The organism is Campylobacter sp. CFSAN093224, assembly GCF_012897395.1.
Lineage (GTDB): Bacteria > Campylobacterota > Campylobacteria > Campylobacterales > Campylobacteraceae > Campylobacter_D > Campylobacter_D jejuni.
Genome location: NZ_CP040607.1, coordinates 477,648 through 501,333 on the forward strand (window position 1 = coordinate 477,648; position 23,686 = coordinate 501,333).

Genomic DNA, 23,686 nt, shown 5'->3' on the forward strand with positions numbered 1-23,686 from the left:
TTAAGCTTTTTTAATGATTATTTCATCATCTTTTGCATCAATGATAATGCTATCATTTTCATGAAGTTCATCAGCAAGTATCATATCGCTTAATTTATCTTCTATAAGATCATAAATAGCTCTTCTTAAAGGTCTAGCACCAAAATCAGGGTCAAAACCATCTTTAGCGATTAAAAGGGCTGCATTTTCGCTTAAACTTGCTTTTATTCCCTTGTTTTCTAAGCTCATTTGTAAATCTTTAAATAAAAGCTTAACTATTTCATAAGCTTCATCTTTTCCAAGTGGATTAAAGGTGATAATATCATCTAAGCGGTTTAAAAACTCAGGTTTAAAGAAATTTTTTAACTCATTTTTTACCGCATCTTCTTGTTCTTTCCCGCTTAAATTCATAATGGCACTTGAGGCGATATTAGAAGTTAAAATGATAATGGTATTTTTAAAATCCACTGTTACACCTTTGCTATCGGTTGCTCTACCATCATCTAAAATCCCTAAAAGCACATTAAATACATCTTTATGCGCTTTTTCAACTTCATCAAACAAAAGCACGCTATAAGGTTTTCTTCGCACAGCTTCAGTAAGCTCTCCACCTTCTTCATGTCCTATGTACCCTGGAGGTGCACCTAAGAGTCTTGAAACACTATGTTTTTCCATAAATTCACTCATATCAAAACGAATCATTGCTTTTTCATCATCAAATAAAAATTTTGCCAAAGCTTTAGCTGATTGTGTTTTTCCTACCCCTGTTGGCCCTAAAAATAAAAAGCTTCCTATAGGTTTATTGTCTGCATTAAGTCCTGCTTTATTGCGTTTAATGGCTCTAGATAAAGCACTTAAGGCCTTATCTTGTCCTATGACACTTTCTTTTAAATGTTTTTCCACTTCTAAGAATTTTTGTTTTTCAGAAGTTAACATTTTTTGCACGCTAATACCCGTCCATTTGCTTAAAATTCCAGCAACCAAATCCTCATCCACTTGATTTTTAAGTAAAACTCCATTTTCACTCATTTTTTTCCATTTATCTTCTAAGATTTCTACTTCTTTTTCAAGACTTGGAATTTTTCCATACTCTAGCTCGGCTGCTTTTTGAAATTCACCTCTAGCTTTAGCCAAAGAAGCTTCATTTTTAAGCAGATCAATTTCTTTTTTCTTAGTACTTATACCATCAAAAACACTTTTTTCATTTTCAAACTGTGAATTTAAGGCATTTTGTTTTTCTTTTAAATTGGCTAGTTCTTTTGCGATTTCATCAAGTCTTTTTTGATTTTTCTCGTCATTTTCCATTTTTAAAGCTTCATTTTCAACTTCTAAAGTTTCTATATCTTTGCGTACTTTTCTTAAAGAACTTGGTTCGCTTTCAATTTGCATTTTCAGTTCAGCTGCAGCTTCATCGATTAAATCAATGGCCTTATCAGGTAAAAAACGATCCGCTATATAACGCTTTGAAAGTTTAGCTGCGGCTACTAAAGCGCTATCATTTATAGTTACATTATGATGAATTTCAAGCTTTTCTTTTATACCCCTTAACATAGCCAAAGCCTCATTAACACTTGGCTCACCTACATTTACAGGTTGAAAACGGCGTTGCAAGGCTGCATCTTTTTCAAAATATTTACGATATTCTTTTAAAGTAGTTGCGCCTATGGTATGGAGTTCACCTCTTGCAAGAGCGGGTTTTAAAATATTTGCCGCATCCATACTGCCTTCACTCGCTCCAGCTCCTACTATAGTGTGAATTTCATCGATAAAAAGAATGATATTTTCACTTTTTATCACTTCATTAACCACAGCTTTTAATCTATCTTCGAATTCTCCTCTGTATTTTGCACCTGCAATTAAAGCACTCATATCAAGAGCGATAACTTTTTTATTTTGCAAAGATTTTGGAACATCTTTTTTGATAATTCTTTGTGCTAAAGCTTCTACTATAGCTGTTTTTCCTACGCCTGGTTCACCTAAAAGTATAGGGTTATTTTTGGTTTTGCGTATTAAAATTTGCATCAAACGTTCGATTTCTTCTTCTCTGCCTATAACAGGATCAAGTTTACCCTCGCTTGCTTTTAAGGTTAAATCTATACCAAATTTATTTAAGCTGTCTAAGGTTTCATCGCTTGTTTTGCTATCGATTTTGCGTCCCGCTCTTAGACTTTCAAGCTCTTTTTGAAATTCTCTTAAATCTAAAAATTGCGCCAAAATTTCTTTAATAGGACTTTTTTGACTTTCACTTATAAGCCAAGTATCCACACTTAAATAACTATCTCCATTAGCACTCATTAATCCTTTAGCATTTTCTAATGAATTTATAAGTTCATTGGAAAAGCGTATATTTTCACGGTTTACATTTGAACTCGTTGTAAGTTTTGAAATTCTGCTTTTAATTTCAAGCTCTAAGGCTTCTTTAGAAATATTTAATTTATTTAAAATTTGATTTAAAATACTTGCATTATCTACGCTTAAAGCCCATAAAAGATGTAAAGGTACAACTTCATTATTTTTAGAATGTATAGCTAAAGATGCTGCACTTTCAAGGTTTGAAAGCATATTATCAGTTAAAAAATCTTGTATATTTGCCATGTTTTATCCTTTATTTGGTTTATATACTTGCTATTATATAACTTTAGTCATATAATGTCAAGTTAATTGAGTAAAATTTTTTAAATAATAGGACAAATGACTAATTTTAGATTATTTCATAAACATATCTATAGCCTTGTTTAACTCTTCTATGCTTTGAATATCATTTTCTTCTACAGCATGTACCATACAATGAGCTAAATGTTCTTTTAAAACTACTTTTGCAGTATTGTTAACTTCGGCTTTTACAGCAGCAAGCTGGATTAAAATTTCACTACAGTCTTTGTCATTTTCAACCATTCTTTTAATAGCGCTTAAATGCCCTATGGTTCTACTTAGACGATTGCAAACTGCTTTAAGATGTTTTTGAGAATGTGTATAAGTATGTTTTTCTTGGCACATTGTATTAACTTTCTTTTTGGAATTTTTAGTCTATTTTAACATATTTTTAAGAATTTAAATTTATTTACGAAGTTTTAAGTAATTTTTATTAAAATTTACTCTTTAAACTAAAACTCAATGATGGAGCTTATTTTGAAAACAAAACGATTTTTTGCGGGTCTTGCAGGCTTTGCCACTACTTTTATTTTATGTCTATTTTTAACAAGTCATTTACAAGCTAAAGTTGATCAAAAAGAAGAGCAGGTTCAAAAACGCCTAGAAGCTTTAGATAAGCTTACAAAAACTCTTGCTATAGTAGAGCAATACTATGTGGATGATCAAAATATCAGCGATTTGGTGGATAAATCTTTATCAGGACTTTTAAGCAATCTTGATGCGCATTCTTCTTTTTTAAATGAAAAAGATTTTAATGATATGAAAATTCAAACCAATGGCGAATTTGGTGGCCTTGGTATAACCGTAGGTATGAAAGATGGCGCTTTAACAGTTGTTTCTCCTATAGAAGGAACACCAGCAGATAAAGCAGGGATAAAATCAGGAGATATTATTTTAAAAATTAATGATGAGGCCACTTTGGGAATTAATCTCAATGATGCTGTAGATAAAATGCGTGGTAAGCCAAAAACTCAAATCACTTTAACCATTTTTAGAAAAGGTGCAACAAAACCTTTTGATGTTACACTTACAAGAGAAATTATTAAGATAGAAAGTGTTTATGCAAAAATGATAGAAAATGAAAACATTCTTTATCTTAGGGTTACAAATTTTGATAAAAATGTTGTAGATGTGGCAAGTAAAGAGCTTAAAAAATATCCTAATGTTAAAGGAGTTATTTTAGATCTTAGAAATAATCCTGGTGGACTTTTAAATCAAGCCATAGGACTTGTAAATTTATTTGTAGATAAAGGTGTTATTGTTTCTCAAAAAGGACGCATCGCAAGTGAAAATCAAGAATATAAAGCCGATCCTAAAAACAAAATTTCTAATGCTTCTTTGGTTGTGCTTGTAAATGGTGGAAGTGCTAGTGCAAGTGAAATCGTAAGTGGAGCTTTACAAGATCTTAAACGCGGTGTTATTGTGGGTGAAAATACTTTTGGAAAAGGTAGTGTTCAACAAATCATACCTATTAATAAAACTGAAGCTTTAAGGCTTACTATCGCAAGATATTATCTTCCAAGCGGACGTACTATTCAAGCAGTGGGTGTAAAACCTGATATTGAAGTTTTTCCAGGTAAAGTAAATACTCAAGAAGATGGTTTTTCTATAAAAGAAAGCGACTTAAAACAACATTTAGAAAGTGAGCTTGAAAAAATAGATAAAAATAAAAAAGAAGATAAACAAGAAAATAAAGACAATAAAAATCTAATCAGTCAAAAACAAATCAATGATGACGCACAGTTAAAATCGGCTATTGATACTATTAAAATTTTAAATATCAAACAAGGACAATAAAATGACAAAAAAAGAAATGCTCTACGAAGGAAAAGGTAAAAAACTTTTCAAAACTGATGATGAAAATTTACTAATTAGTGAGTTTAAAGATGATTTAACTGCTTTTAATGCAGAAAAAAGAGGCAATGAAAGTGGAAAAGGCGCATTAAACTGTAAAATCAGTACTGAAATTTTTCATTTGCTCGAAAAAAACGGGATTAAAACCCATTTGGTAGAAACTATAAGCGATACAGAACAAGTGGTTAAAAAATGTAAAATTGTTCCTATTGAAGTTATAGTACGCAATGTTGCAACAGGTTCTCTTACAAAAAGACTGGGCATTAAAGATGGCACTGTGCTACCTTTTGCTTTGGTGGAATTTTGTCTTAAAGATGATGCCTTAGGCGATCCTTTTATCAATGATGAGCATTGTTTGATTTTAAATTTAGTGCAAAATGAAGCTCAAATTAGTGAAATTAAAAATATGGCTAGAAAGATTAACTCTATTTTAACTCCATTTTTTGACAATAAAAATTTAAGGCTGATTGACTTTAAAATCGAACTGGGTTTAACTAAAGATAATGAACTTGTTTTAGCCGATGAAATAAGCCCTGATAGTTGTAGATTTTGGGATAAATTTAGTAATGAAAAATTAGACAAAGATAGATTTCGTCAAGATCTAGGTAATGTAAAAATGGCTTATGAAGAAGTTTTAAAAAGAATATTAAATTAAGGAAAAATATGGAAGTTATTGTAAATATTTCTTTAAAAAATGGGGTTTTAGATCCACAAGGCAAAGCGGTGGAAAAAGCTTTGCATTCTTTAAATTTTAATAGTGTTAAAGAAGTAAAAATAGCAAAACAAATCAAAATTTCTCTTGATGAGAAAGATGAAAAATTAGCCAAAGAACAAGTAAAAAAAATGTGTGAAGAGTTGTTGGTAAATAGCGTCATTGAAGATTATGAGCTTATAATTGAGAAAGAGTAAAATGAAAGTTGCTATTATTAGATTTCTAGGGACAAATTGTGAATTTGATACAGCTTATGCCTTTGAAAAACTTGGAGTAAAAACGCAGATTATTTGGCATGAAGAAAAAGAATTTGATGCAGATTTAGTTGTTTTGCCAGGCGGATTTTCTTATGGAGATTATCTAAGATGTGCAGCTATTGCAAAACTTGCTCCTGCTATGCAAGGTGTTTTTAATCATGCAAAAAAGGGAGGATATATCTTAGGTATTTGCAATGGTTTTCAAATTTTACTTGAAAGCGGTCTTTTAAAAGGTGCAATGAAGCATAACAACAATCTTAGTTTTATCTCAAAAAACCAAAATTTAAGAGTAGTTTCTAATGGTAATGCCTTTTTGAAAAATTTCAAAAAAGATGAAATTATTAATTTACCAATTGCCCATGGAGAGGGAAATTATTACGCTGATGAGGCTACTTTAAAAGAATTGCAAGATAAAGATCTTATTACTTTAAAATACGAGCCAAATCCAAATGGTTCTGTATTTGATATCGCAGGAATTTGTGATGAAAACAAAAAAATCTTTGGACTCATGCCACATCCTGAGCGTGCTTGTGAAAAAGTCCTAGGTAATGATATAGGTTTGAAAATGCTTAAAGGCTTTTTATTTTGAAAATTTTATTAACTTTAATTTTTAGTGTTGTTGTATTGTTTGGCAGGGGTGAAATTTCTGTATTTAGCGGCCAAGATGAAAATATGCAAAAAGAATTACAAAAATTACCCCAAGAAGAACAAAAAATTTATCAAAATATTCCGCCAAGTGATGAAAACAATGACTTTGAAAGCAATGTAGATGATCCTTTTGTAGCTAAAGGGAGTTTGGTTCTTACAAATAATGAATATCCAAGTAGGGTATATGTTGGAGAAGTTTTTCCTATTACGATCTATGCTCGCACTACGGAAAATACAAAATTTGATTTTAACATAAGCGTAGAAAAAATTAACTTATCTTTTTTAAATCCAGATGCAAAATGGGAATTTATCAATAACGAATATAAAACAACTTTATGGTTTGAAGCCAAAAATTCAAATGCTAGTTTGAGTAAAATTTCTATCAAACTTCTTAGAAATAATGAAGCTTTTCAAGAGGCTGATATCAATCTTAATCCTATCAAATTTGAAAATACTTTATCCAATAAAGATTTTTCACACCTTGTGGCAAGTTCTTTGGAAATTAAAAAAGTTAAAGCGAGTTATTTTGATGATGCTAATATCATTATGATGGTAGAACTAAACGCAACCAATACAAATCTTAAAAGCTTTTTTATAGAAGGAATTCAAAAGCAAGGTATTGAAAATTTAAAAGGGGATTTTAATGCTTCTAGTGCTTTTTATTATGCTATTTTGCCATTAAGTAAAACAAATTTTGAATTTTCGTATTTCAATAAGGACAGTAAAAAGCTTGAAAATATAAATTTAAAACTAAAAATTAGTGACGATGAGATCAGCACTCAGAGTGATTTAAATCCTGTAAATAAAGACTTAAATATTTATAAACAATATACCTTATGGTTTTTAGCGGTTTTATTTGGAGCTTTATTTGTATGGAGAAAAAATTACATTATTCTGGCTTTGGCAGTTGTTTGTTTTGCACTTAGTTTTCTTGTAGATACCAATACTCAAAATGCAATTATCAAGGCTGGTTCTAGGGCTAAAATTTTACCTACAGAGCCTTCAACTTATTTTTATACGGCAAATGCAGATGAAAAAGTAGAAGTTTTAGGCAAACGACAAAATTATATTAAAGTACTGTTTTCTGATGGAAAAATAGGTTGGGTTAATAAAGATGATTTACAAAAAAATTAAAGCTCTTTATTTTTGGATTTTTTTTGTTTTAAGTGTTGCTTTGGTGATTTTTTGTTTTTGCTTTACAAAATCTCAAAACACACTTTGGAAAATCCGCAAAATTTGGGCTAAATTTCAAAGATATACCATCTCTTATAAACAAGAAATCATTGGTACTTTTAATCCACAAGCTCAGATGATTTTAATGAATCATCAAAGTGCTTTAGATATCATCGCTTTAGAAGAATTATATCCTAAAAATTTATGCTGGATTGCCAAAAAAGAATTAGGAGAAATTCCTATTTTCAAAGTTGCTATGAAAAAACCAAAACTTCTTTGTATAGATAGAAAAAATCCGCGTGATTTGGTACGAGTTTTAAAAGAAGCAAAAGAAAGAATTAGTGAAGATAGGGTTTTGGCTATTTTTCCAGAAGGAACTAGATCTAAAAATGAAAAAATGCTTAAATTTCAAAGTGGAGCAAAAATTTTAAGTGAAAAATTAAATCTTAAAGTTCAACCCATTTTAATTGTGGATTCTGCAAAAATTTTAGACACAAAAAGTTTTAGTGCAAGCAGCGGAGTGCTTAAAATCATTTGTATGGATTTAGTCGATACAAATGATGACAAATGGCTTGAAAACACTAGAAAAAAAATGCAAGAATTACTCGATCAAGAAAGAGCTAAGCTTTGCTAAATACCCTTTTAGTTGTTGGTTTTGGGGGATTTATAGGAGCAATCTTAAGAATGTTTTCTATTAATTTAGTGAATAAATTTTTTCCTTATTCTATCAGCCTTGGAACTCTTTTTGTTAATGTTTTGGGTTCTTTTATCATAGGACTTTTGTTTTCTTATGCACAAAATAAAGGTTTATCTCCTTTACTTAAAAGCTTTATAAGTACAGGTTTTTTAGGAGCTTTTACAACTTTTTCTACTTTTTCTTATCAAAATTTACTTCTTTTGCAAAGTGGAAATTATCTTCATTTTGCGTTAAATATTATCTTAAATGTCTTTCTTTGCTTATTTGCCGCATGGCTTGGTTTTATAATTTTCAAATAAATCTTTAAATTTACTTTAGAATTTGTATTTTTTGCTAAAATACCACTTTAAAAAATCACAAAGGAAGTTAAAATGCAATTTCAAACCGAAGTCAATCAGCTTTTACAGCTTATGATACATTCTTTATATTCTAATAAAGAAATTTTTTTAAGAGAACTTATTTCAAATGCAAGCGATGCTTTAGATAAGCTTAATTTTTTAAGCGTAAGTGATGATAAATATAAAAGCTTAAAATTTGAACCTAAAATTGAAATCAAAATTGATAAAGATAAAAAAACTTTAAGTATTAGTGATAATGGTATAGGTATGGATAAAGATGATCTTATCAACAACCTTGGAACCATAGCAAAAAGCGGCACTAAAAGCTTTTTAGAAAATTTGAGCGGTGATGCTAAAAAAGATTCTCAACTCATAGGACAATTTGGAGTAGGTTTTTATTCTGCTTTTATGGTGGCTAGCAAAATTGAAGTTTTAAGTAAAAAAGCTTTAGATGATAAAGCTTATCTTTGGAGTTCCGATGCAAATGGTTATGAGATTAATGACGCAAGCAAAGAAGAACAAGGAACAAGCATTACTTTATATTTAAAAGATGATGAGTTTGCTAATACTTATAAAATCGAAAGCATTATAGAAAAATATTCTAATCATATTCAATTTCCAATTTTCATGGAAAAAGAAGAATTTACTCCTGCTAAAGAGGGCGAAGAAGAAGGAAAAACTGAACTTAAAATTTCTCAAATCAATAAAGCCAATGCTTTATGGAGAATACAAAAATCAAGCCTTAAAGCAGAAGATTATGAAAGATTTTATGAGCAAAATTTTCATGATTCAAACAAACCTTTACTTTATCTTCACACTAAAAGCGAAGGAAAATTAGAATACAATTCCTTATTTTTCATACCACAAAATGCACCTTTTGATTTATTCCGTGTGGATTATCAAAGCGGCTTAAAACTTTATGTAAAACGCGTATTTATCAGCGATGACGATAAAGAACTTTTACCAACTTATTTGCGTTTTGTGCGGGGGATTATCGATGTAGAAGATTTACCACTTAATGTAAGTCGTGAAATTTTACAAGAAAATCAAATTTTAAAAGGTGTTAAAGAAGCTAGCGTTAAAAAGATTTTAGGTGAACTTGAAAAACTTAAAAACAATGATAAAGAAAAATACTTATCTTTCTTTAAAACCTTTGGCAAGGTATTAAAAGAAGGACTTTATGGTTTTGGCGGAGAAAAAGACAGTCTTTTAAAACTCATGCTTTATAAAAGCACCAAAGGTGAAAATTTACGCTCTTTAGAAGAGTATAAAAATGACCTTCAAGGCGAGCAAAAGGAAATTTTTTATATAGCAGGAAATAATGAAAGTTTATTAAGAACCTCTCCTTTACTTGAAGAATATAAGCAAAAAAATATAGAAGTTTTACTCATGGATGATGAGATTGATTCTTTAGTAACTCCTATGCTAGAATTTGAAGGTTTAAAATTTGTATCCATTAATCAAGTAGAAGATAAAAATGAACTAAGCGACGAAGAAAAAAATACTTTTGCTCCACTTGTAGCTAAATTTAAAGAACTTCTAAAAGATCAAGTTGAAGATGTAAGACTAACCAGTCGTTTGAAAGATAGTCCAAGTTGTATAGTTTATGATAAAAATAAACCTGATTTTGCTATGCAACAACTCTTAAAACAAATGGGTCAAGAACAAAATTTCAAACCTATTTTAGAAATCAATCCAAAACACGCTATTTTTACAGGTCTTAAAAACAACGAAAGCTTTAGTGCAGATATAGCAACCTTAGTTTTAAATATGGCAAAATTAAGCGAAGGTATGGGAGTGGATAATCCTGCTGAATTTAATGCAAGCCTTACAAAAATCATCAACAAGGCTTTTTCATGATAGAAAATATCTCTGCAAGTCTTTGGACAAAGCAAGATTTAAACGCATATCAAATTTTTGATGTGCGTACTCCTTTAGAATGGGAAGAAGGTATTTTACCTAATGCGCAATGTGTGGCTTTATATGATAATCAAGGGCTTTTAAATGCTAAATTTTTAGATGAATTTCAAAGCAAAAGAGATGAAAGTAAAAAACTTGCTTTTATTTGTCGTAGTGGCCATAGAAGCATGGTTGCAGCTGAATTTATAGCTGAAAAATTGGGACTTGAAAGCATCAATTTAGATGGCGGAATGCTAGCCCTTAAGGGTTGTTAATGCTAGGAATTTATTTACTCATAGCAGCTTTGTCTTTTTTAGCTCTTTATTTTGCTGTTAAAAAGCTTACTTTAAATATAGATGAGCGAACCCTTTTAGAGCCTATTAAAATGGATATTTATCCAAAATTTTGTGATTTAATCGATGAAAAAATCAGAGAATTTAAAGAAAATATCCAAAATGCTAATTTAACATTAAAAAATTCTAATCAAAAAGATGAATTTTTAGAAAAACTTGGGGATTTAAGCAGAGAGTTGACTTTCATACAAACCATGAATTTGAGCAATAAAAACGATAGTATCTGGCAAAATGAACTTTTTTCTTTTTTAAAAGAATTAGAAAATTTATTGCTTGAGTATCTAGAAAAAGGCGAAGAAGAAGCTGAAAATTTAAGAGAATTTCTGATGGATGAATTTGAAAAACTAAAAGGTTAGGCATTGCAAGAAGAAGGAAATTCTTTAAAATATTTTAAATTTATTTCATGAAGTATTTTTACTTTAGTTCTGATTTTTATTTTAATTCGTTATGACGAGCTTGCTAATCTTTTAGCAGGAGTGGCAATACTTCTTATTGGAATGACTAATTTAGGTATAGGTTTTAAAGTTTTTAGTGGTGATTTGCTTGAAAAAATTTTAGTAAAGTCAACTGATACAAAGATAAAAAGTATACTTTTTGGTACTTTAAGTACTTTAATTATGCAATTTTCAATTTTAGTTTCTATTGTTACGATTTCTTTTTTGAGTGCAGGGCTTATTTCTTTGGGTGCGGGCATAGGGATTATTTTTGGAGTAAATTTAGGAAATACGGCAAGTTCTTGGCTGATTGTTGGTTTAACAAATATTAAAATTTTAATGTTGGCTATCCCGCTTTTGATTATTGGAGTATTATTTTTCTTTCAAAAAGATAGTATTTTAAAAGGTTTGGGTAATATTTTTATTGGTATAGGTTTTTTCTTTTTGGGTGTGGATTATATTAAAAGTGGTTTTGAAAATTTTAAACATATAATTGATCTTTCTCGTTTTGATTTTGCTGGTTTTAAAGGAGTTTTTGTTTTTTAGGATTAGGTGCTTTGCTTACAGGAGTTATACAATCAAGCACAGTTATAATGGCTATTATTGTCGCTGCTTTACTTGCACAACAAATCAGTTTGGAAAATTCCTTAGCAGCAACTTTGGGTACTAGTGTTGGAGGAGTTGTAACGGCTGTTTTAGCTTCTTTAAGTACCAATATTGAAGGAAAGAAATTAGCGTTTGCAAATTGTATTTTTAATTTTGGTATAGCTTTTTTAATAGTGCTTATTTTTCCTTATTTTATACATTTCTTAATTTTTTATCCATTGCGTTAAACATAGAAGATATAGCTTTGAAAGTGGCATTATTTCACACTTTGTTTAATTTAATTGGTGTTGCGTTTTTTTCATTCTTTACTCCTTAAATTGTTTTTTTAAATAAAATAGTAAAAGCTCCTAAAGATAAGAATAAAGACAAGCCTTTATATCTTGATTAGTTTGGTTAAATTTAGTGACACAGCCATCGAAGCTTTAAGGAAAGAAAGCGAGCATCTTTATAACAATACCTATGCAGTTGTTGCTCATGCTATAGGTTTTAGTCGTAAAGATATACAAAGTGATAAAAGTTTTAAAGAAATTTTAGAAAATAAAAAGTGGTTTAGTAAAAATGTGGATTTGGACTATTTGTATCAAACTAGGATAAAGGTTCTTTTTGAAGCTATTATCGATTTTTCAACTAAAGCACAAGTTTATATTAACGATGAAACAAAGAATCATAAAATTTTTACCTTTAAGATGGCAGCTAAAAATTTAGCCGAAACAACTAAAAATTTAAAAATTATCCAAGCAAATATTAAGAAATATTCTAGTTCTTCTAATGAATTTTTGGCTTTAGAGTACAATAAAATTAGATCGAATTTAGGAGAGCTTTTAAGAAGTATCGAAGAGCTTAGAGTTGTTGAAGATCGTGAAAAGCTTTATTTGATTATTAAAAATCTTCAAAAAGGAAAAGAAATTTTAAAAGAAATCGATACTTTAACCTTGAGCAATGTTGAACATCTTATTTCAGTAAGAAAAATCACAACAGCTGAAGGAATTTCAATACTTAATGATACAACTTTTGCTGCTAAGATTGCTGAAGAACTTATAGGTGCTGTTGAGGTGATATTTTCTAAAGATATATCAAACTAGTTGTTTGTGCTAGTTTGGTTATTGTCTTGTATAGGCGTTAGAAATTCTTCATTGATTAAAATATCAACAACATCTTTAAACATAGGCAAAGCACTTTGTGCAGCATAATAACTATAAGGTTTAGTAGGATGTCTTACGAGAACTCCTATGGTATAGGCGTGATTTAAATCATTTGCAAAACCAAAAAAGGATGCATTGTAGCGATTTGAGGTGTAACCTTGTCTTTCGGCTATTCTTGCCGTTCCTGTTTTACCTCCTGCAATAATACCTTGTGTAATTGCCTTTTTTCCTGTTCCTTTTTCTATAACATTTATAAGAACATTTTGCATCGTTTTAGCGGCTTCGCTAGAAAGAATTTTTTCTTTTTTTACATCATCATCAAGATTTGTAAAGCGTCCATTTTGATAGAATTTTTCAGCTAAACGTGGTGTGATATAAAACCCATCATTGTTGAAAACATTATAAGCTGCAAGGAGTTGTATAAAGGTTGTTTTAAGTCCATAACCATAACTTAAAACAGATTTTTCTATATCCCTTAAGCGTTTAGGATTTGGAATTTCTCCTTTTTGTTCATAAGGTAGATCAATACCACTCTTTTCGCCAAATTTAAATATTTTAAGTCCTGATATGATTTCTATGTTGTTAAGTCTTTTGGCAATTTGTATCATGCCTATATTTGAAGAATATCTTATAACTTCTTCCATGGTCATTTTGTTCATTTTGTGATCGTCTTTGATGGTAAAACGTCCTAGCTTATAAGAACCGCCATAAGTATTAATCACTTCATCCATTTTTATTTTACCAAGTCTTAAGGCTGTTGTAAAGATAAAAGGCTTGATAACAGAACCTGCTTCATAGCCGTATTCTATAGCACTTGCATTAAGAACCGATAGATCCTTTCCGCGATTTTGCGGGTCATAACGCCTTGAGCTTGCTAAAGCTAAAATTCTTCCTGTTTTGCTTTCCATTACACCAACGATGATTTCATTGGCTTTTAAATCCTCATTTCTTTGATCTATAGCTTTCTCTATACTTTTTTGCAGTTTTAAAGAAAGATTTAGATATAAATCACAACCATTGATCTTTTTTTGCTGTAGTGAATTTAGATTTAAAATAATATTTCCACCTATATCTTTAAGTCCTTGAATTTTTTCATTTTGAACAGGACTTAGACATTCATTGTAGTATTTTTCTAAACCTTTAACTCCTATATTTTTTAAAATTCCACTTTCTGGATCTAATATCATTTTGGTATAACCGATAATAGGAGTAAAAGAATCTTTTGACATGTAAATTCTATCTTCTTCATGTTCGATGATATTTAATCCTCTTGTTTCAACTCTTCCAGAGTTATTTGTAAAAGCTTTGAAAAAACCTTGTATATAAAGTTTTTTAGCAAGGTCTTTAAGATAGCTTGCTTGCTTGGAATCTAAGTTTTGCAAAAGAACAAAATTATAAGAGCGTTTTTTTTGATTTTGCATTCTTTTTTTAATATCTGCTACTTGATCGTTACTTATCCCACTATAAATTTGAAAAAGCTTTAAAAATAGATCAAATTTATCTTTGTTAATGCTTCTAAGATCAATTTCAGCACGATAAATTTGTTTAGAACTTGTGATAGTAAAATTATCTTTGGTTATAATCGATCCTCTTAGAGCAAGAGCGTATTGATCTTTTTCAGTGTTAGGTATATGACGTTTTGATGTAAGAAAAAAAGTAGAGCTGATAAAAATAATCATAAACAAAAGTGCCATGCAGTAGGCAAAGGCAACTTTTGAAACCCTATTTTTTTTATATTCTTGCATTAGGGTTTAAATTTGAGTTCTTGTGATTTCTTTATAAGCACTGATTGCTTTATTTCTTACTTCTAGCATAAATTTCATGCTGCTTTCAGCTTTAGTGATAGCTATAGCTGCTTGATGTAAATCTTTTACTTGTCCTGTGGCAATGTCTGTCATTGCAGCTTCTCCACTTTCTTGTGCTTTATTTAAATCATTGATTTCATTTTTAAGCATCTTGGCAAATTCATCACCAATTCCTGTGGAATTTTGACTTTTGTTGGTATTTGAAATATTATTATTTAATCTTAAATCATTAATATTGTTCATTTTTTATTATCCTCTTAATAAATCAATCGCACTTTGAGATATAGTTTTTGCACTTGTAAAAGCACTTACATTGGCTTGATAAGCTCTTGTAGCTTCAATCAAATCTGCCATTTCAATAACAGGGTTTACATTTGGATACGCTACATAACCTTCAGCATTTGCATCAGGATGGCTTGGATCATACTTCATACGAAAATCTTTGTCATCTCTGACCACTTTATCCACTACAACACTTTGAATAGCAGGTTTAGCTTCTTCTGGCGAACTTGGATCATTTAAAGGATTTTCATATTTTAAAAAATTATTATCTTTGTTAATTTGCTCATTTAAAAGCTTATCAAAATCTGTTGCTTTAAAGATCACTTCGCGTCTTCTATAAGGCCCACCTTCAGCTGTTCTTGTAGTGTTTGCATTAGCTATATTAGAGCTAATAACATTCATTCTAAAACGCTGAGCACTTAAACCATAACCACTAATATCAAAATCACTTAAGTATGCCATAATTTACCTTTAACTTAATTTAGAGCTTGCATCAAGTATAGAACTAAAGATATTGCTTTGTCTTCTTAAAACTCCATCAAGAGCTGTTATCATAACTGTATTTTTACTCATTTCTGTGGTTTCTACATCTAGATCAACAGTATTTGCATCATTTCTTGCTAAATGACCATCTCTTAAGTAAATAGTAGATTTACTAGGATCAGGGAATTTCCAAGGTTTTTGATGCTCTTCTTCAGTTACGGCTAATTGCAATTCTTTATTATCATTTTTTTTGAAAATTTCATTTGCACGATTTACCAAAGCTGTTTCAAATTCAATATCTCTTGCTTTATAAAAAGGAGTATCAACATTTGCAAGATTGGCATTGATGAGTTGATTTCTTAGATTTCTACCCGCTAAAGCACCAGTGACCAGTTCTTTTGATTTAAATGGGTTAATCATTTTTTATCCTTTTTATAATTTTTAATATTAACAAGCAAATACTGTTCCAATTTAACTATTTTGTATAAAAATATCAAAAATTATTTTCCTTTTTGTAAATTTATGGCTTTATTGTGATCATCTATATTTGTGCTAAAAATATGAACTCCAGTATTTTTATCACGCATAAAATATAAATAATCTGTCTTTAAAGGAAAAATAGCTGCACGAATAGCAGCTAAAGAAACATTACAAACCGCTTCTTTAGGCAATCCTGTAAATTTATAGGTATTATAAGAGCTATTATCTTGTCTTATTCTTTGTGGGGTAACTTTTACATGGGAATAAATTCCATAATTTAAAGTTCCATCCATTTGAAGTTTCATACCTTTTTTAAGTCGATTGTAAATTACGCTTGCAACTATAGGCATTTCATTGTCATTAGCAGCTTCTTTTTGTATTACAGAAGCGATGATGATATATTGGTGCCATTTTTTTGGATTATAATCACCAAAAATTTTCTCAGAAATTTTTTTATTGGAAATTTCAGCATGGTTTAAAAGCATTTGAATGAGTAGATTTTCTGTAATGCCTTTCGGGATTTTATAAGTTTCTGGTAAAAAAACTCCTTCATCATAAGGAGCTTGAGCTTGAAATTCTTTTAAAAGTATATCTTTATCAAGTCCAAGTTGTTTGGCTGCTTGTTCTAGAAAGATTACGCTTGTTTCTCCTGGGATAAGAGTAATGGTTTGAAGTGCTGCTTTAGCAATAGTGAGTTTATGTAGAAATTCAGCTCTATTTAAATCTTTTGTACCTATGTTGATCCAGCCTGATTGAGGGTGTCCTAAAAAAAATAAAATATATTTATCAATATTACTCATCTGATATTTATTTTGCTTTAAATATGTTATAATTTGAGAAATTGAACCTTGGGGAATAAATACCACAGAATTGCTTTTTAAAGGCTGAGTTAGATAATAAAAAATCCCCAAAATAAATATCAAAAAGAAGTTGCGTATGAAAAAGAAAATTTTATATATTGTTGTATTTTTTGTTGTGCTTATATTAGCTTTGTTTATAGTGCTTAAAAATGGAATTGTCATCTCTAGTATCCAATTTGATTTTTTAAAATTGGAACAATTATATATTAAATTAGATAAAAAATTAATTGTACGAGCAAAAAATATCACTATAAATGAGACTCAAAATTCCGAAATTTCATCACAAACCCACTCTTCTGATAATGCTTCAACAGAGATTTTAAAAATAACAAAAAATTTAAAATATCTATATACTTTTGTTAAAGAGATTGATATACAAAATTTAAATATAAAAGATAATCATGTGCGTATTTTATTTAAAGATAATGAATTTTTTATAGATAATGATTTATTGTTTTTAAAATTAACATTACAGCGTCAAAATAAAGAACTTATAGCTGATATTAAAAAACTTTTATTAAAAGATTATGATTTAAGTATTGATGGAAATTTAAGTATCAATACTAAGAGCGAGTTTTATTATTTTCAAGGTAGAGCAAGTGGAGAATTGCTTGACTTTAACGCAAGCATCTCTTACAAAGATAAAAATTTAGCTTATAAAATAGAAGATTTAAACATTAGAAATATTACGGAAATTTTTAAAAGAGTTAATAAAAGAATAGAACTTCCGCAGAGTTTAAATCTTTGGGTAGCATATAGGGCTAAGGGAGAATTTTATCATTTAGATTATTTGCAGGGCTTTATAGATTTTACTAAAGATAATTATTATTTAGACAATATTAGTGCATCAGGTTATGTTAATAATGTCAAAGTTCGCTTGGATGATAAAATGAATGCTATTGAAATTCCAAAACTCGATTTAAATTTAAACAAACAAAAGCTCGATTTTGTCTTTAATAAAGCTTTCTATAATGGTGCTGATTTAAGTTCTAGTAAGGTTTATCTATATGATTTGTTTGATGAAAAAAAAGTTGGGATTTATTTGCGCATTAAGTCTGATAATCTAAAATTTGACGAAAAACTTGCTAAAGCTTTAGAGGATTATCATTTTTCACTACCTTTTTATCAAAAAAGCGGAAAAATTAAAAGTGATTTGGAGCTTAAAATTGATTTTCATGATAAGGGTGAAATTTCTTATAGTGGTATTTTAGCTTTAGAGAATGCTAGTATTTCTTTGGCTGATTTTAATATTACAAAAGCATTTGTAAAATTAAATCAAAATGATTTAAATATAGAAAATGCCAGTGTTAAAAATGGCTTTTTAGAAGCTGATTTTAATGCTAAATTTGACTTACAAAAACAGCAAGGAAATTTCAATACTCAGATTTCAAGGCTTTATTTTGACAATGCAGAGCTTTTAGATTTAAAAAATCAAAATGTAGAAGTAAAATTAGATTATTCGCAAAATGTTAACATTAGCATTCCTCAGTGGAATTTGATTTTAAATTTTAAAGATGGACTTGAGGCTAATCTTAATAATCCTAAGATTTTATTTTCATTTTCTCCATTACTTAAAAAGCTTGGGTTTATCAATGCTAAAAATGTTTATTATAAAACTTTAAATTTTGAAGATTTTAATGCAAGTGTTAATGATGCTTATTTTAAAAATAATTTACTTATCAACGGTCAAACTCCTTATGAAAATGATAGCTTTGATATTGTAAAAAATAAGGGCATTATGGAAATTCATACTCAAAGTGATACAGCAAGTGCTAAAATAAGTTCTGATAATAAAGAAATTCATTTAAAAAATTTAAGTTATATTTATAGAAAACATTCCAACTCTTCAAATTCAACATTTGATATTGCTACTAATACCCAAAATATTAGTTTTGGTGGAGCAAATGTAGCTTTAATTTTGGCAGATTCTAATAAAACTTTGGCTTTTGATAGAGTAGAAGCTGATTTAAAAGGCAATGCTTTAGATCTTAAAGGTTCTAGAGGAAATGCAAAATTTGATCTTTATTATTCTTCTAATGATTTAAATTTAAACGTTAGCAATATTGATGATAATTATTTAAATGAGTTTTTACAAAAACAAGCTGTTCAAGATGGAGTGTTTAACTTAAGTATAAAAGGAAGTGGATTGGAGTATTTTGATGGACAGATCGATTTTAAAAATACTTATGTGAAGGATTTAAAAGGTATAAATCAGCTTATTTCCTTTATCGATACTGTACCAAGTTTATTGATGTTTAAATCTCCAACTTTTAATCAAAAAGGTTTAAGCTTACATGATGGAAAGATTATTTTTAATAGAAAAAAAGATCTTTTAAGTGTTTCGGCTATTAATTTAAATGGTGATAGTGTAGATATATATGGTTTAGGATCAGCAAATTTAAGATTAAATACAGTGGATTTTAGTTTAGAGCTTAAAACTTTAAAATCAGCTTCAGAAGCTATATCCAAGGTTCCAATTTTAAATTATGTAATTTTAGGTAAAAATCAAGAAATTAGCACAAACTTAAAAATAGATGGAAGCATAGATGACCCTAAATTTCATACCGAAATTTTAACAGATACCCTAAAAACCCCTTTTAATCTTATTAAAAATATCATACAACTTCCTGCTAATTTACTTAATTAAAAATATTTAAAGTTTGTTTGAAAACTAAAACAAACTTTAAACTTACTCTTGCATTTTTTTTTATTTGTAATATACTTAAAAATGAAAATAAAAATAAGTATTTTAAAGGACTAAAAATGCAAATTACTTATACCTTAACAGATGAGTCGCCAGCTCTTGCGACTTATTCGTTTTTGCCTATAGTGAAAGCTTTTTTAAGTAGGGCACATATAGGAGTAAAAACCTCGGATATTTCTTTGTCTGGAAGGATTTTAGCTACTTTTAGTGAGTATTTAAAAGAGGAACAAAGATGTGAAGATGCTTTAGAGCTTTTAGGCGAGCTTGTCAAAAGATCGGATGCAAATCTTATTAAAACCCCAAATATTTCAGCTTCTATTCCTCAGCTTAAGGCGGCGATTAAAGAATTGCAAGATAAGGGTTATATGTTACCAAATTACCCAGATGAGCCAAAAAATGATGAAGAATTGCAAATTAAAACAAAATATCAAAAAGTTTTAGGTTCAGCGGTTAATCCTGTATTAAGACAAGGAAATTCAGATCGTCGTTCAACAAAAGCGGTAAAAGACTATGCAAAAAACAATCCTTATCGTGTGGTTGAGTTTAATCCAAACTCAAAAACTCGTGTTTCTTACATGAAAGAAGGGGATTTTTTCTCTAATGAAAAAGCGGTTTTAATCGATCAAGATTGTGTGGCTAATATAGAATTTACAAGCGTTGATGGTAAAAAAGAAATTTTAAAAGAGGGCTTAAAACTTGAAAAAAATGAAATTTTAGACGCTACTTTTATGGATGTGCAAAAACTTCAGGAATTTTATGCAAAAGAAATTAAAGCAAGCAAAGATGATGATGTGCTTTTTTCTTTGCATTTAAAAGCTACAATGATGAAAGTAAGTGATCCTATACTTTTTGGTTATGCGGTAAAAGTATTTTTTAAAGAATTATTTATCGAATTTCAAGATGAATTTGAAAAATTAGGCATTAATCCAAATAATGGTTTAAGTGAGCTTTTAAGTAAGATCGAAAATTCAAGCAAAAAAGATGAAATTTTAAAAAAATACAGTGAAATTTTAGCTAAATCTGCAGATATTTCTATGGTAAATTCAGATAAAGGCATTACAAATCTTCATGTTCCAAGCGATGTTATCGTTGATGCTTCTATGCCTGCAATGCTTAAAAATGGCGCAAGATTGTGGGATAAGGAAGGTAAGGAAAAGGACACAAATGCCGTAATTCCTGATCAAACTTACGCAACTATTTATGAGGCGGTTATTGAAGATTTGCATAAAAATGGTACTTTAAATCCTTCAAAACTTGGCAGTGTATCTAATGTAGGTTTAATGGCTAAAAAAGCTCAAGAATATGGATCGCACGATAAAACCTTTGTGGCTAAAGAAGAAGGAACTTTTAAAATAGTTTCTAACGGTAAAGTTTTATTAGAACATAAGGTTAGAAAAGGTGATATTTATAGAGCTAATCAGGCTAAATTTGATGCAGTGTTAAATTGGATTGATTTAGGTATAGAAAGATCAGAACTTAGTGGAGCCGAAGCTATTTTTTGGTTAGATAGCAAAAGAGCTAGTAATAAAATCATGATAACTTTGGTACAAAATCGTTTAAAAGAAAAGGGTAAAAATGTAGCCATTTTAACTCCAAAAGAAGCTTGTTTAAGAAGTTTAGAGTTAATCCGAGAAGGTAAAGATGTTATTTCTATCACGGGTAATGTTTTAAGGGATTATTTAACCGATCTTTTTCCTATTTTAGAGCTTGGAACAAGTGCAAAAATGCTTTCTGTTGTGCCTATGTTAAATGGTGGAGCTATGTTTGAAACAGGAGCAGGGGGTTCAGCACCTAAACAAGTAGAACAATTAGTCGAAGAAAATCATCTGCGTTGGGATAGTTTGGGTGAATTTTTGGCTTTGCAAGCAAGTTTGGAATTTTATGCAAATAAGTGTGGCAATCATAAAGCTAAGGTTTTAGCAGAATGTCTTGATGAGGCTATAGGCGAATGGCTTGAAAATAATAAAGCTCCATCAAGAAAAGTCAAAGAAGATGATAATAGAACAAGTCATTTTTATTTAGCAATGTATTTTGCAAATCATTTAGCAAGACAGGCAAGTGATATGGAGCTTCAAAGCTTTTTTAAAGATATTGCCCTAGAGCTTTCTTCTAATGAAGAAAAAATCAGAGCCGAATTTAACGATGCACAAGGTGTGAAAGTGGATTTGGGTGGGTATTATAAATTTGATGATGAAAAAGCAAATAAAATCATGCGTCCAAGTGCAACTTTTAACGCTATTTTAGAAAAAATAGGACAAAGATGAAAATCACTGTTATAGGGGCTGGCAATGTAGGTTCAAGCGTAGCTTATGCTTTGATTTTAAGAGAAATAGCAAATGAAATTGTTTTAGTAGATATTAACGAGGATTTGCTTTACGCAAAAGAACTAGAGCTTACTCAAAGCATAGCTGCTTTAAATTTAAATATAGATTTACTTTGCACTAAAGATTATACTCATACCAAAAATTCAGATATAGTGCTTTTTAGTGCAGGTTTTGCTAGAAAAGATGGGCAAAGTAGAGAAGAATTGCTTCAGTTAAATACAAGCATTATGCTTGATTGTGCTAAAAAAATTAAAGATTTTACAGAAGATCCGCTTTTTATTATTTTAACTAATCCTGTGGATTTTCTACTTAATACTCTTTATGAAAGCGGGATTTTTTCATCAAAGAAAATTATAGCCATGGCGGGTGTTTTAGACAATGCAAGATTTAAGTATGAACTTGCCAAAAAACTTAATGTCAAAATGTCAAGAGTGGATACAAGACTTATTGGTTTTCATAATGATGATATGGTTTTGGTAAAATCTTACGCAAGTGTTAAAAATAAAAATATAAGCGAATTTTTAAATGAAGAAGAATTTGAGGATTTAGAAAATGAAGTTAAAACAGGTGGAGCTAAAGTAATCAAACATCTTAAAACTTCAGCTTATTTAGCCCCTGCTAGTGCTTGTATAAGAATGCTTGAGTCTATAAGAAGTGGCGAGTTTTTACCTATGAGTGTGATTTTACATGGAGAATTTGGAGTGCAAAACAAAGCCTTGGGAGTTATGGCAAGATTAGGACTTGAAGGTGTGATTGAAATCATGAAAATGGATCTTAGTTTGCAAGAAAAAGACAAATTAGAAAAATCTTTAATCAAATATCAATATAAAGGAGAATAAATGAACATACATGAGTATCAAGCAAAAGCAATTTTTGTAGACAATGGCATCCCTACCTTAAAGGGAAAAGTTGCATTTAGCGTAGATGAAGCTGTGGCTAATGCTAAAGAATTAGGCGGTAGTGTTTGGGCAGTTAAAGCTCAAATTCATGCAGGAGGCCGTGGTCTTGGTGGTGGTGTTAAAATCGCTAAGAATTTAGATGAGGTAAAAGATTATGCAAGTAAAATTTTAGGAATGAATTTAGTAACTCATCAAACAGGACCTGAAGGCAAACTTGTGCAAAAACTTTATATAGAAAGTGGTGCTAATATAGTAAAAGAGTATTATTTGGCTATTTTGTTTAATAGAATGGCAGAGCAAATTACCATTATCGCTTCAAGTGAAGGAGGGATGGATATAGAAAAAGTAGCCAAAGAAAGTCCTGAAAAAATTGCAAAAGTAGGTATTGATCCACAAATTGGATTTAAAATGTTTCATGGACTTGAAGTAGCGAGAGTTTTGGGACTTGATAAAGATGAAGGCAAAAAACTCATTTCTATGATAGCTAAACTTTATAAGCTTTACATGGATAAAGATATGAATATGCTTGAAATTAATCCTTTAATTAAAACTGCAGAAGGGGATTTTTATGCCCTTGATGCAAAATGCAGTTTTGATGATAGTGCGCTTTATCGTCATCCTGAAATTGCTGAACTTAGAGATACTACTGAAGAAAATCCTGCTGAAAGAGAAGCGGCTGAATTTGGCTTAAGCTATGTGAAATTAGATGGAGATGTAGCTTGTATGGTAAATGGTGCGGGTCTAGCAATGGCAACTATGGATATTATTAATTATAGTGGTGCAAAACCTGCAAATTTCTTAGATGTAGGTGGGGGAGCTTCTCCAGAAACTGTTGCAAAGGCTTTTGAAATTATTTTAAGAGATAAAAATGTAAAAGTTATATTTATCAATATCTTTGGTGGTATTGTTCGTTGTGATAGGATAGCAAATGGAATTTTAGAAGCTACTAAGAATGTTGAGGTAAATATTCCAATTGTAGTGCGTCTTGATGGCACTAACGCAGCAGAAGCAAAGACAATTTTAGATAATTCAAATCTTAAAAATATCAAAGCAGCAACCAATCTTAAAAACGGTGCAGAGCTTGTAAAAAGTTTAGTAGGATAAG

Annotated in this window: 20 protein-coding genes and 2 pseudogenes; 15 read left to right on the plus strand and 7 right to left on the minus strand. The window is 29.9% G+C overall.

All coding sequences use genetic code 11. From position 1 onward, the window contains the following. Together FBF11_RS02515 and FBF11_RS02520 are read right to left on the minus strand one after the other, a co-directional pair. Entirely contained in the window at positions 1–2,574 is a 2,574-nt protein-coding gene (locus FBF11_RS02515) for an AAA family ATPase (RefSeq protein ID WP_057096864.1), read from the minus strand. 111 nt (positions 2,575–2,685) lie between these two features. Continuing rightward, complete coding sequence (locus tag FBF11_RS02520) at positions 2,686–2,976, minus strand: metal-sensing transcriptional repressor (RefSeq protein ID WP_002872629.1); 291 nt, start codon at positions 2,974–2,976, stop codon at positions 2,686–2,688. Positions 2,977–3,093: 117 nt separating this feature from the next. Here FBF11_RS02520 and FBF11_RS02525 point away from each other — a divergent pair, with 117 nt between their 5' ends. The 11 genes and pseudogenes from FBF11_RS02525 to FBF11_RS08440 all read left to right on the plus strand — a co-directional run bounded on the left by FBF11_RS02525 (position 3,094) and on the right by FBF11_RS08440 (position 12,684). Then, entirely contained in the window at positions 3,094–4,428 is a 1,335-nt protein-coding gene (locus FBF11_RS02525) for a S41 family peptidase (protein WP_002856815.1), read from the plus strand. Position 4,429: 1 nt separating this feature from the next. Next, the gene (gene purC, locus FBF11_RS02530; protein ID WP_002854922.1) at positions 4,430–5,140 is read left to right on the plus strand and encodes a phosphoribosylaminoimidazolesuccinocarboxamide synthase; all 711 of its coding nucleotides are present in this window, start codon (positions 4,430–4,432) and stop codon (positions 5,138–5,140) included. A gap of 8 nt (positions 5,141–5,148) precedes the next feature. Beyond that, the gene (gene purS / locus FBF11_RS02535) at positions 5,149–5,394 is read left to right on the plus strand and encodes a phosphoribosylformylglycinamidine synthase subunit PurS (RefSeq protein ID WP_002858611.1); all 246 of its coding nucleotides are present in this window, start codon (positions 5,149–5,151) and stop codon (positions 5,392–5,394) included. Between the two features lies 1 nt (position 5,395). After that, positions 5,396–6,068: pseudogene (gene purQ / locus FBF11_RS02540) on the plus strand (phosphoribosylformylglycinamidine synthase I). Further along, a complete protein-coding gene (locus FBF11_RS02545; protein ID WP_057096863.1) occupies positions 6,040–7,236 on the plus strand; it encodes an SH3 domain-containing protein in 1,197 nt (398 codons plus the stop codon). The pseudogene purQ and the gene FBF11_RS02545 overlap by 29 nt, the downstream one beginning before the upstream one ends. Beyond that, positions 7,217–7,909, plus strand: coding sequence for a lysophospholipid acyltransferase family protein (locus tag FBF11_RS02550; RefSeq protein WP_002867672.1), 693 nt, complete (start codon positions 7,217–7,219; stop codon positions 7,907–7,909). The genes FBF11_RS02545 and FBF11_RS02550 overlap by 20 nt, the downstream gene beginning before the upstream one ends. After that, positions 7,903–8,271 (plus strand): fluoride efflux transporter CrcB, encoded by a 369-nt coding sequence (crcB, locus tag FBF11_RS02555; protein WP_002859058.1) that lies wholly within the window; start codon positions 7,903–7,905, stop codon positions 8,269–8,271. The genes FBF11_RS02550 and crcB overlap by 7 nt, the downstream gene beginning before the upstream one ends. Positions 8,272–8,343: 72 nt before the next feature. After that, on the plus strand, positions 8,344–10,170 hold the full coding sequence (gene htpG, locus FBF11_RS02560; protein ID WP_002868060.1) for a molecular chaperone HtpG: 1,827 nt from the start codon (positions 8,344–8,346) through the stop codon (positions 10,168–10,170). Continuing rightward, positions 10,167–10,484 (plus strand): rhodanese-like domain-containing protein, encoded by a 318-nt coding sequence (locus tag FBF11_RS02565; protein WP_002858489.1) that lies wholly within the window; start codon positions 10,167–10,169, stop codon positions 10,482–10,484. Before htpG ends, FBF11_RS02565 begins: the two co-directional genes overlap by 4 nt. After that, positions 10,484–10,918, plus strand: a complete 435-nt coding sequence (locus tag FBF11_RS02570; protein WP_002858595.1) for a hypothetical protein — start codon at positions 10,484–10,486, stop codon at positions 10,916–10,918. Before FBF11_RS02565 ends, FBF11_RS02570 begins: the two co-directional genes overlap by 1 nt. 54 nt (positions 10,919–10,972) lie before the next feature. Then, a pseudogene (locus tag FBF11_RS08440) lies at positions 10,973–12,684 on the plus strand (Na/Pi cotransporter family protein). Here the strand turns inward: FBF11_RS08440 and FBF11_RS02590 are convergent. The 5 genes from FBF11_RS02590 to mltG form a co-directional block, all read right to left on the minus strand. Continuing rightward, complete coding sequence (locus FBF11_RS02590) at positions 12,681–14,489, minus strand: penicillin-binding protein 2 (protein WP_057042252.1); 1,809 nt, start codon at positions 14,487–14,489, stop codon at positions 12,681–12,683. The pseudogene FBF11_RS08440 and the gene FBF11_RS02590 sit on opposite strands and share 4 nt — an antisense overlap. Before the next feature lie 6 nt (positions 14,490–14,495). After that, positions 14,496–14,792, minus strand: coding sequence for a flagellar hook-basal body complex protein FliE (gene fliE, locus FBF11_RS02595; RefSeq protein WP_002851122.1), 297 nt, complete (start codon positions 14,790–14,792; stop codon positions 14,496–14,498). Between the two features lie 6 nt (positions 14,793–14,798). Then, entirely contained in the window at positions 14,799–15,293 is a 495-nt protein-coding gene (gene flgC / locus FBF11_RS02600) for a flagellar basal body rod protein FlgC (RefSeq protein ID WP_002858484.1), read from the minus strand. A gap of 9 nt (positions 15,294–15,302) precedes the next feature. After that, a complete protein-coding gene (gene flgB, locus FBF11_RS02605; protein ID WP_002858492.1) occupies positions 15,303–15,734 on the minus strand; it encodes a flagellar basal body rod protein FlgB in 432 nt (143 codons plus the stop codon). Positions 15,735–15,814: 80 nt separating this feature from the next. Then, a complete protein-coding gene (mltG, locus tag FBF11_RS02610) occupies positions 15,815–16,816 on the minus strand; it encodes an endolytic transglycosylase MltG (protein WP_057042251.1) in 1,002 nt (333 codons plus the stop codon). Between mltG and FBF11_RS02615 the strand changes: the two genes are divergently transcribed. The 4 genes from FBF11_RS02615 (at position 16,731) to sucC (ending at position 23,685) form a co-directional block, all read left to right on the plus strand. Continuing rightward, positions 16,731–19,301: a DUF3971 domain-containing protein gene (locus FBF11_RS02615; RefSeq protein ID WP_002858480.1), complete on the plus strand. Its 2,571-nt coding sequence runs from the start codon at positions 16,731–16,733 to the stop codon at positions 19,299–19,301. The two genes, mltG and FBF11_RS02615, sit on opposite strands and share 86 nt — an antisense overlap. A gap of 116 nt (positions 19,302–19,417) precedes the next feature. Next, positions 19,418–21,622: an NADP-dependent isocitrate dehydrogenase gene (locus FBF11_RS02620; protein WP_002858520.1), complete on the plus strand. Its 2,205-nt coding sequence runs from the start codon at positions 19,418–19,420 to the stop codon at positions 21,620–21,622. Then, positions 21,619–22,521, plus strand: a complete 903-nt coding sequence (locus tag FBF11_RS02625; RefSeq protein ID WP_002858544.1) for a malate dehydrogenase — start codon at positions 21,619–21,621, stop codon at positions 22,519–22,521. The genes FBF11_RS02620 and FBF11_RS02625 overlap by 4 nt, the downstream gene beginning before the upstream one ends. After that, positions 22,522–23,685, plus strand: a complete 1,164-nt coding sequence (gene sucC, locus FBF11_RS02630; RefSeq protein WP_002858590.1) for an ADP-forming succinate--CoA ligase subunit beta — start codon at positions 22,522–22,524, stop codon at positions 23,683–23,685. Position 23,686 lies beyond the last annotated feature (1 nt).